Consider the following 9,054-nt stretch of genomic DNA (forward strand, 5'->3'; position numbering starts at 1 on the left):
TTATCGTCAACAGCTTGAGCGAATTCCCTAAACCCGCCCCTACACATTCAACACTCAAAACGTCCCCAATGCCTCGTCTAGCGACCCAAATTGAAGCGATTCTATACTTAAAGGGCAAACCCTTGTCCCTGGCGGAAATTGCTGAGTGTGCCAGATGCGATCGCTCGGCGGCAGAAGATGCTTTAATTGAACTGATGTCAGACTATGCCTATCGAGACAGCGCCCTAGAAGTCGTCGAGACACCAAAGGGCTATAGCTTGCAGTTACGGGCTTCATTTGCTACGTTAATGCAAAGTCTAGTGCCTGCTGAATTAGGTGTAGGAGCATTGAGAACCCTAGCTGCGATCGCAATCAAACAACCTATTGCTCAAACTGAACTGATCGACTTACGCGGTAGTGGTGCGTATCAACATGTTCAAGAACTCATCTCCCTCGGATTTGTCAGCAGACGCCGACAAACTGATGGTCGTTCCTACTGGTTGCAAGTCACCAATAAATTTCATCAACACTTTGAACTCGATAACCTCCTACCGTCCCTACGCACATCCTCTCAATCCTAAGCACCACTTCATCTGATCTTATCCTTCAGCCCCAAGGACAATCCTGAATTTCTTCCTTAAGAACTAGGACTGTTGAACCAAAGCACCAAGTCGGTAGCTAGTACAATCGTTTAGAGTAGAAACAAGTAAGTCACATCTTTTAATTTCTAATGGTATTTAACTCTGACTTCCTCAATTCTCCCCCTGAAGATGACGCAACCAACCAACTCCTGAACTATCTCCAACACCAATCCCCCGATGTGCTGTCCCAGGTTGCCAAATCTGCCAGCCCGGAAATTCAGCAAATCATTTCCCAGAATGTCCAAGGACTGGTGGGCATGCTTCCATCTGAGAGTTTCAATGTACAAGTTACCACAGATCGCGAAAACTTAGCTGGATTATTGGCTTCGGCGATGATGACGGGCTATTTTCTGCGTCGCATGGAACAACGCATGGAACTAGAAGATAATATGACTGACACCATGAATTGGCATGGGCAATCCCGTTACAATGATCATTCCAACGGTTCTTCCCTCTAAACCAATTCCTGTAAAAGCCTAATAGAGTCATGGAAAAGCTATTCCCCCGTCTAATGAAGACGGGAGGCGGGGGATTGGGCTGCCGTAAAGGGCAGTCGTTTTTGTAGGATTTACTACCATAGCGCGGCGGAAGTAACTCATCAGTTAACCACAGACGACAAAGCAGATATAGCTGTTGCCCTCCAGGTTAAGACTTTCTACGGCTGAAACGAGAAGGTATCCGTAAGAACCCTTCTGCCTCCTCCCAGGTAGCGCTACTAGAGTATAATTAATACGATAAATTAGTGGATCGTCAGTCTTGATATCCAGCAAAATTTTCCTAACATGAACAACTTATTGCCAATTATTACCGGATTTGTTTTAATCTACGCTTTACTCGTTTTGGTGGGTGGCGTAATCGGGTATGTCAAAGCCAAAAGCCAAAAATCCCTAATTTCGGGTATCAGTAGTGGTCTGGGACTTTTGGTGGCTTGGTGGCTTTGTCGGATTATCCCCATTATGGGACTCGGACTCGCCACATTAATTTCTCTAGTGTTATTTATCGTTTTTATTATTCGCCTTTTCCGCACCCGCAGCTTTATGCCTTCTGGCATGATGATGGTTTTTTCGCTAATGGCTACCGTACTCTTTTCTGTAGGATTATTAGCAGCAGAGGGTTTCTTGCAATAGAAGAGTATCTTTTCTCAATAACCCGGACGCTCAAGCAAAGTAGCAGGCGATAAGATGAGAAAATCTTTCAAAACTCCTTATGTTGTACTTCCTATCTTATTGGGCTGCTGCTTTTTCGTTTATTTCATCAGTTCGGGTCAATATCCTTGGCTCAAATCTTTTTCTTTAGATATTGCCTCAGAAATTACTGGCATTCTAATTGTCGTCTTTTCGATTGATCGGGTCATTGCGATCGATCAAGAAAATCAACGCAGAAAATTAGAAGCTGTAGCATTCCTGCAACTAAGGAGACCGCTTCGACGTCACTTTTATTTATTTTTTAATATGTTTAAGGCGGCTATTGCCGAAAAACCCGATAAAAATTATCAAACAGTCGTTGACTTATTTGATCATACATTTTTTGAAGAATTAGCGTTTCTAGATTTTTCAAAACCAGCCCCTGTATTGGGCGCAATTGAAGCGGATTGGTCAGATTATCTATTACGTGAATGTTCGCAGTTTAAGGATTCCTTAAACCGCACGATGGAAAAATATTGTTTATTTTTACAACCTGAACTCATTGAATTAATGGAAGAAGTTATTAATTCTCCATTTCTTTGGATTGTCTTCAATGCGCCTGTAATTCGGCAATTCAGTGCAAAAAATAATACATCAAATTCTTATAATTTATTAGCCCGACAAGAAATTCGGGATTTACTGAAAGAGTATATTCAACTTATTACAGCGTTATTAGAGCAATATAATCAAAGAGTTCCTGAAGACAAGCAAATTAAAATTTCTGATGAATTATGGGCAAAGGAAGTTCTACCAAAAATTGGTAGTGGTCGAATCTAATGCATCGGGCATGAACATACTTGAGCAGCTTCGTAGATACAATTAATCTGGGGGAGCTGGGGGAGCTGGGGGAGCGGGGGAAGCCAATGTAGAGACGTGCCATGGCGCGTCTGGGAGCTAGGGGAGATATTAATTGATAAGCCCAAATTAATTCTATTAAACGACTCGAATCCATCCTCGATTTAAACCTTCATAAATCCGTTCAACTAAGTGTTCCTCTTCCATTGAGAGTGATTGCTTCGATAAAAGGGCTGACATAAATAGTTGTTGATCAATCCAGCTAATTTGACGCATATCAATAATGCGATGGGCAATTTGCTGGACGGGAAATTTGGGAAAGCAAACTTGAGCAGATTTCATTGGGTCTTTGGCAACGTGGTGTATCTCTCCTTGTATAAAATATATTAAAGAACTTATCGATTTTTTAACGTGATCAAATCAGCAGATTGTCAGTGATTATGACTTAACCAAAATTGTGATAAGTATTGATTCGCCAAGTGATGCTTCCTGAGGAAGGATTATGATAACTTTGCCTTTTTCAGGTGATCTAAATCACAAAATCTTGGGAGTGACACTATGACTTAAGCTGAATGGCACACTCCTTAAGGTTGGTGGGCAATGCCCACCCTACGGATATCTTAAGTAGAATGCCACTGACTTTAGAGTTTGTAGTAAGCGCTAAAGCGCTTCTGGCACTAAAGTGCCTACTACGAACCCAACCTAAGTCAGTGACATGCATCTTAAGTAGGTTGGTGGAAAAATACTCCTAAAACCCTGACAAAGGACAAATGACAAATGACGAATGACGTAGCTTGCTTCTCGCGAAGCGAGTTCTTCACCATTAACTTTAATTGTCCCCACCTACTTATACTTTTGTTTCCAATACTTAAATGCTTTGACCTGACCTAATTCTAATAGGTGCGAGTCTCTTAGGGTGAGGGTAAGGGTTGGCGGCGAGGGTTCAACTCCCAAGGCGGCGATGATTTGATGACCTAAGACTCGTCCGAGTCGTGGCGGTACAGCATTCCCTACCTGTCGAAATCCATGCCATTTCGTCCCATGAAAGCGGAACCAGTCCGGAAATGAATGTAAACGTGCGGCTTCTCGTACTGAAATTACCCGTGGATATTCAGGATGAATGGGACGGGGGGAGGTATAGCTACCTCGATCATATCCAGTACCTGCCCGTAGAGTGTAGCAGGGTTTGCCCCAGTCTAGGCGTTGTAAGCGACTAATTGCTTCCAATTGACCCGGTGGTGTTTGATTAAACCGTTCAATAGAGGCTGGATTGTGTTGGGTTCGCTTAGAACTGGTTAAGAGGAATGGATTCCATTTGCGGGGATGGGCAAAATTAAAGGGATCGCTGATGATATTTCGTAGTTTTTCTACGTAAGGCATGGCTAATGCCTGGAGTAATTTTAACTGGGGAAGTGTCAGTTCTACCCAGTCTGAGGTTTGGAGTTCAGGAAAATCATCTAAATTCGGTAAATCCGCGATCGCATCCTGAACGGTACAAAATTCGGAGGATGATTGCAATTGAGGCTGAGGATAGGTTACAGGTTTAACTCCCACCTGATTTCCCAACACAAATAACCGTTGTCGCTGCTGGGGTACACCAAAATTAACCGCGTTTAGGACTTGTATCGGTTGAGTTATCTCATAGCCGGCGGCGTTAAACTCCCATTGCAACCGATTCAATAAGTCTTGGTATTTTTTCCACCCTAAACCCGGAACATTCTCCATCAGAAAATAACGAGGCTGGAGTTCTTTGACCAAGCGACAGAACTCAAAGACTAAAAGGTTACGTTTGTCACAAACCTGACGTTTCCCCATCCCAGAGAATCCCTGACAAGGGGGTCCACCAAATACTAAGTCTATGTCCATCCTGTCGCGATCGCTCACTCGAACCGGACGTTTTTGGCGATCGCACCAATTCCGCAAGGCTTTCTGGATATGTGTTCCCGTCAACTCAGTCACATCAGCGCACAAGACATGAGTCTGGGGAAAATTAAACTTATAGACAGCCGCGTGAATCGGGTCTTTTTCCACTGCGATCGCCACATCAAACCCCGCCTGTTCGATTCCCAAGGAAAACCCACCAACACCTGCAAATAAATCAATGGCGACAGGTCGATACCCTAATTTTGCCATCCCCTCATCCGTTGTTTTATACCAAGTTGCCGTCTAATGTACAATCTTCTACCTTTTTATCCTAACGTTCAGAAGGTAGAGGTAACGTCTCCATCTGACTGATAATTTCCAATAGAGACAGTCCCAAACTCTTGTTCAACGCCGCATTACTTTCAGGACAACTGTGCTGCATTAAACAGCGAGGACAACCCTGATCACAGTCACACCCTTCTGCTAACACCTTAGCTTTGAACGCAAAGTCCCAGAAGCGATGAAAAATAGCCTCAGATACCCCATTTCCCCCTGGGGTTGTATCAAACCAATACCCAATTGTGGGTAAGGTGTGTTGACGATTAGGTTTGTTCACGATTAGACTATTTACCTCCTGAGTCTCACTCAAAATTAATAAGGGTACAGCCAAATTAATTTGGTGAGTAATAGAATGTAACGCAATCCGTTCTGGCGGACAAGACCAAAGACAGGTATAGTCACTAGGAATATTCTTCCCATACTGCTGAATCAATTTTTGTTTGATTCCTTTAACCTGTTGAGTCAAATAGTCCTGAATCGGTTGATTAACTTCAATTTGCAGTACAGGTGCTTCCAGTCGAGTTAAATAAGGCTGCTCAAAATTCACCGTTTTAATCCGTTTCTGGATTTCAGCAAACCGTGTTCTGCGCCGACAGTCTGGACATTGAGCTTCTTTGACAGGTGTATGGTATCGCCGACATTGAAAATTTTGGCAGGTTTTGTCATATTCTAGACTGTAGAGTGTATATCCATTAACGTAATCGGTAATTTCTCCCCAACCCAGAATTAGGCGTATTCGTCCTTCCGGAATTCTTGTTGGCAAAATCTTCGGTTCAGCTAAGTTAGATTTGAGTTCAATCTCAGTTTCTTGTTCCGCACGAGTTAACTGCTGGGGATCTTCAGCTAGAGGTTTTAAAATTGCCTGTTGATTCTGCAAATCCAGACTTTGACAAGAATACCAAACCCGATCGCCCCAAGGTGACTGATGCTGATAAATTGCCTGGGGAAAGACTTCTCGCTGGGCGTGTTTTTCATCCAATTCCTCAAATTCTTCCCCCGTCTGTTGATCGACCAATGTCACCGTAAAATGGTTCGTTCCTCGCATTTGCACGTCTTTATGGGGATAAGGTTTCGTCCACAAGTGCTGGTGGCGAGAGAGGGATAACTGATGTTGATTCATCAACTGAATAGCAATGTCTGCGGCGGACTGACCAAAATATTGATAGAATTTCTCCAACGGAATCCCACTCTCACAAGCCCCACAAAGTAAATGTTGTTTGAGGAAGACTTGATAATCGGGATTACATACCGCACTTTCAACTTCACCTCTTAACAATAAGTCCGGGTTATTCCCATAAAAATAATCCAAGGCGTTTTGGGCAATGGGCAGAAAAATCACTAAACCAGGGCTTTTCCGTCCCGCCCTTCCTTGACGTTGACGTAACTGCATCAGTGAACCGGGATAACCGCGCAGTAAGCAACAATCCAATTCCGGAATATCAATCCCTGCTTCTAAGGCTGAGGTTGCCAGAATAATACTAATTTCTCCCGCACTCAGTTGCTGAATAATTTGGCGACGATGATGAGATTTAAGGGAACCATAAAATATCCTCACTTGGGATTTAAGATAACCTTGTCCCCGTTGCTCTAAATGTTCTTGGATTTGATTTAAGAGAGATTTGAGGGAAATGCGACTATTACAAAAAACAATCCCCTTTAATCCTTGCTCTAACCAAGCTAAGACAATCGCACAAGATTCAATATTGGCATACTTAGATGGTGCTAAACAGAGGGTTGTCCGCGCCGCCGTTGCTGCACCACTGTTCTCGATTAGCGATAAATTTCCCTGTCTTCCGCTAAAGGTTTCGGCTAATTCCCCTGGATTGCCAATCGTAGCCGTGGCAAAGATATGTTGTAATTGAGTGGAATCTCCACCACTTTGATCGATCGCTAATCGTAATCGTCGCATTAGATTGGCAAAGTGGGCACCAAAACTACCGCGATAAGTATGGGCTTCATCAATTACCAAATAACGCAGATTTCTCAGAAACCCTTGCCACGATTGCCATTGCGGTTTAAAAAGTTTAAAAAGTTGATGGTGGAGTAAGTCAGGGGTGATACAAACAATTTGCGGCGATTGTTCTAATAATTTAATCCGTTCCGCCATGGGAACATCTCCCGTCAGCATCACGACATTAATCTGCTGAAACTTCGGGATTAGGTCAATAATGTCGTGAATTTGTCGCAACTGATCCACCGCCAACGCCTTTAAGGGAAAAATAAATAGGGCGGTGGCGTGGGGATCGATCAGACAGGTTTCCAGAATCGGAAGGAGAAACGCCAGAGTTTTGCCACTGGCTGTTGGGGTTGAGAGTAAAATATCCCCCCCTTGACGCAACGCCTGTAATGAGGCGTACTGATGAGACCATAGAGAGTGGATGCCAATGGTATTTAAGGCGTAGTGGAGAACCTTGGGTAAATCTTGGGGTAAGGGTTCCGCCTTTTCCTGGGAAGCGGGAGTAATTTCTACAGCGGTTAACTTTTCCCCGTCGAGTAGGCTTTGAGCGATCGCCCGAAATGCAGGGGGTTGAATCGCGGCGATGTCGGCTTCACTGACTTGGGGAGTTGCTGACGGAGACGATGCAGGGGTTGAGGATAATCGAGGATGGCTGGGTTCAATTAACTCATGCTGTCGAATTTCTAGGTAGGCGCATTCCAGATGGGGTTCTATCTCGGCTCGTTGATCGGGAAAGGCGGCGGTGTAGACGGTTAAAGCGGCTTCCAATCGTTGAATGGCTTGGCGTAGATTCTGAATGCGATCGCCTTTATTCCGCTCTAAATAAATTAACCCCAAATAATAGTGAGTTTGCGCCCAATCCTGGGGATCATCAGCCTGAGTGAAAACCTGAGCGGCAATTTCGTAGCCAATGCGGACAATTTCCAGATTATCCGTGCGATCGCCACCAGGAAACTGGTTAATGAATTGACTAATTCCTCGCAGGCGTCTCGCCAGATCCGGCTTGTGACGATCATCTAATTCAGCCAACCTTGCGATCGCCCATTCCTGTAGCACCAGGGCAAACGTCTCATTCAGCTTATCAGAGTTCTCTGCCAGGAACGTATGCACCACAGATACATCCTCGTTGCTGGGTAAAGTAATCAACAACAATTGGTGGAGAAACGTCTTCAGGGTTTCCCAGTTTGGATCAGCCATGATCTAAGCCAGCATTCTGCCAGCGCGTTATTCCTATCAGGTCTGCTTGTTCAATTATTGTACAGTAGGGGATAAGGACAGCTTTGGTTAATTTTCAATCCCACCAATAGGAAATCACCACCGCGTCGCGATCGCGTTGCATTTCCTGATCCGAAACCCCAGCTTCTAATCGAGCCATCAGTCGCCGTTTGAGTCGCCAACTGTAGTCTTCATTTGTACCATCGGTTATATCTACTGAGTCAGCTTGCCACTTTTTGCCGAAGTCTAAAAGCTGAGACACGATTGTGTCTTGGTTTTCTGCCAGAATATAGAGTGTATCTGCCGGATAAGCGACAAAACGAAGAATACTGGTTTCAGGCATTGGACGATAGTTTGCCATTGCCAGAAGCGTATCAATCACACCGCTAAAGCTCAAACCATTTTCGTCGGGAGCAAAAATCGGTTTTGTGAACATAAAACTTGCCCATAAAGACGAGTTTTTGGCAAGATCCGTAATCACTTCCTCACCGTCAAACTCATTGAAGCGGCGTTGCCAAACTAGGGCAGCGAATAATTCTTGAGGAGAATAGGATTGAGCTATAAGTTTTATTTTGGCTAGGTCAAGCATTACTATTTTTTATTTTTCAATTATCGAAACCCGTAAAAATAAGCTAGTATACCTTCGTTCATCCCAGCTCCAAGATTTGCTCGTACATACCTACACAGTATGCAAAGAAAATTGCTATGATAGTCAGTCGATGGGACTACTATAACATTGGATCAGTCGTCAAATCCGATGCTGTTCCAGACGTAGTCGGTTAGGGAAGCATCTCAATTCAGCACAATTATTGGTCGTGGAAGTATTGTGTCCCCTAGAATTTATGACTTATGTACGCCTCTACAGAACCCCGACAATTGAATAAGGGCGGGTTTTGCTGATCAGTTATCGGTGAGAAAGGGCGGGTTTTGTTTTTCCGTTATCGGTGAGGAGGGCGGGTTTTGTTTTTCCGTTATCGGTGAGGAGGGCGGGTTTTGTTTTTCCGTTATCGGTGAGGAGGGCGGGTTTTGTTTTTCCGTTATCGGTGAGGAGGGCGGGTTTTGTTTTTCCGTTATCGGTGAG

The 9,054-nt window shown here is 44.2% G+C and carries 8 protein-coding genes; 4 read left to right on the forward strand and 4 right to left on the reverse strand.

Annotated features, from left to right (window positions below; genetic code table 11):
* Positions 1-68: 68 nt before the first annotated feature.
* The 4 genes from scpB (at position 69) to RIC07_RS02965 (ending at position 2,581) form a co-directional block, all read left to right on the forward strand.
* Positions 69-560, forward strand: a complete 492-nt coding sequence (gene scpB / locus RIC07_RS02950) for an SMC-Scp complex subunit ScpB (RefSeq protein ID WP_446381064.1) — start codon at positions 69-71, stop codon at positions 558-560.
* A 149-nt stretch (positions 561-709) separates the two neighbouring features.
* Complete coding sequence (locus RIC07_RS02955) at positions 710-1,078, forward strand: DUF760 domain-containing protein (protein WP_446393206.1); 369 nt, start codon at positions 710-712, stop codon at positions 1,076-1,078.
* Positions 1,079-1,402: 324 nt separating this feature from the next.
* Entirely contained in the window at positions 1,403-1,747 is a 345-nt protein-coding gene (locus RIC07_RS02960; RefSeq protein ID WP_446375076.1) for a TMEM14 family protein, read from the forward strand.
* A 54-nt stretch (positions 1,748-1,801) separates the two neighbouring features.
* Positions 1,802-2,581 (forward strand): hypothetical protein, encoded by a 780-nt coding sequence (locus tag RIC07_RS02965; protein ID WP_446393207.1) that lies wholly within the window; start codon positions 1,802-1,804, stop codon positions 2,579-2,581.
* A gap of 156 nt (positions 2,582-2,737) precedes the next feature.
* Here RIC07_RS02965 and RIC07_RS02970 read toward each other — a convergent pair whose 3' ends face one another.
* The 4 genes from RIC07_RS02970 to RIC07_RS02985 form a co-directional block, all read right to left on the reverse strand.
* Positions 2,738-2,941: a hypothetical protein gene (locus RIC07_RS02970; protein ID WP_446340310.1), complete on the reverse strand. Its 204-nt coding sequence runs from the start codon at positions 2,939-2,941 to the stop codon at positions 2,738-2,740.
* 501 nt (positions 2,942-3,442) lie between these two features.
* Complete coding sequence (locus RIC07_RS02975; protein WP_446393208.1) at positions 3,443-4,732, reverse strand: DNA cytosine methyltransferase; 1,290 nt, start codon at positions 4,730-4,732, stop codon at positions 3,443-3,445.
* A gap of 61 nt (positions 4,733-4,793) precedes the next feature.
* Positions 4,794-7,955, reverse strand: coding sequence for a DEAD/DEAH box helicase (locus RIC07_RS02980; protein WP_446393209.1), 3,162 nt, complete (start codon positions 7,953-7,955; stop codon positions 4,794-4,796).
* A 94-nt stretch (positions 7,956-8,049) separates the two neighbouring features.
* Entirely contained in the window at positions 8,050-8,562 is a 513-nt protein-coding gene (locus RIC07_RS02985) for a hypothetical protein (RefSeq protein ID WP_446393210.1), read from the reverse strand.
* Between the last annotated feature and the right edge of the window lie 492 nt (positions 8,563-9,054).

It is taken from the genome of Coleofasciculus sp. E1-EBD-02, from assembly GCF_040218245.1.
In the GTDB taxonomy this organism is placed as follows: domain Bacteria; phylum Cyanobacteriota; class Cyanobacteriia; order Cyanobacteriales; family Coleofasciculaceae; genus Coleofasciculus.

Bases quoted from the DNA above. Each gene is read 5' to 3' on its own strand.
- RIC07_RS02970 (WP_446340310.1), bottom strand. From the start codon at position 2,941: ATGAAATCTGCTCAAGTTTGCTTTCCCAAATTTCCCGTCCAGCAAATT.
- RIC07_RS02980 (WP_446393209.1), bottom strand. From the start codon at position 7,955: ATGGCTGATCCAAACTGGGAAACCCTGAAGACGTTTCTCCACCAATTG.
- RIC07_RS02975 (WP_446393208.1), bottom strand. From the start codon at position 4,732: ATGGCAAAATTAGGGTATCGACCTGTCGCCATTGATTTATTTGCAGGT.
- RIC07_RS02965 (WP_446393207.1), top strand. From the start codon at position 1,802: ATGAGAAAATCTTTCAAAACTCCTTATGTTGTACTTCCTATCTTATTG.
- RIC07_RS02985 (WP_446393210.1), bottom strand. From the start codon at position 8,562: ATGCTTGACCTAGCCAAAATAAAACTTATAGCTCAATCCTATTCTCCT.
- RIC07_RS02955 (WP_446393206.1), top strand. From the start codon at position 710: ATGGTATTTAACTCTGACTTCCTCAATTCTCCCCCTGAAGATGACGCA.
- scpB (WP_446381064.1), top strand. From the start codon at position 69: ATGCCTCGTCTAGCGACCCAAATTGAAGCGATTCTATACTTAAAGGGC.
- RIC07_RS02960 (WP_446375076.1), top strand. From the start codon at position 1,403: ATGAACAACTTATTGCCAATTATTACCGGATTTGTTTTAATCTACGCT.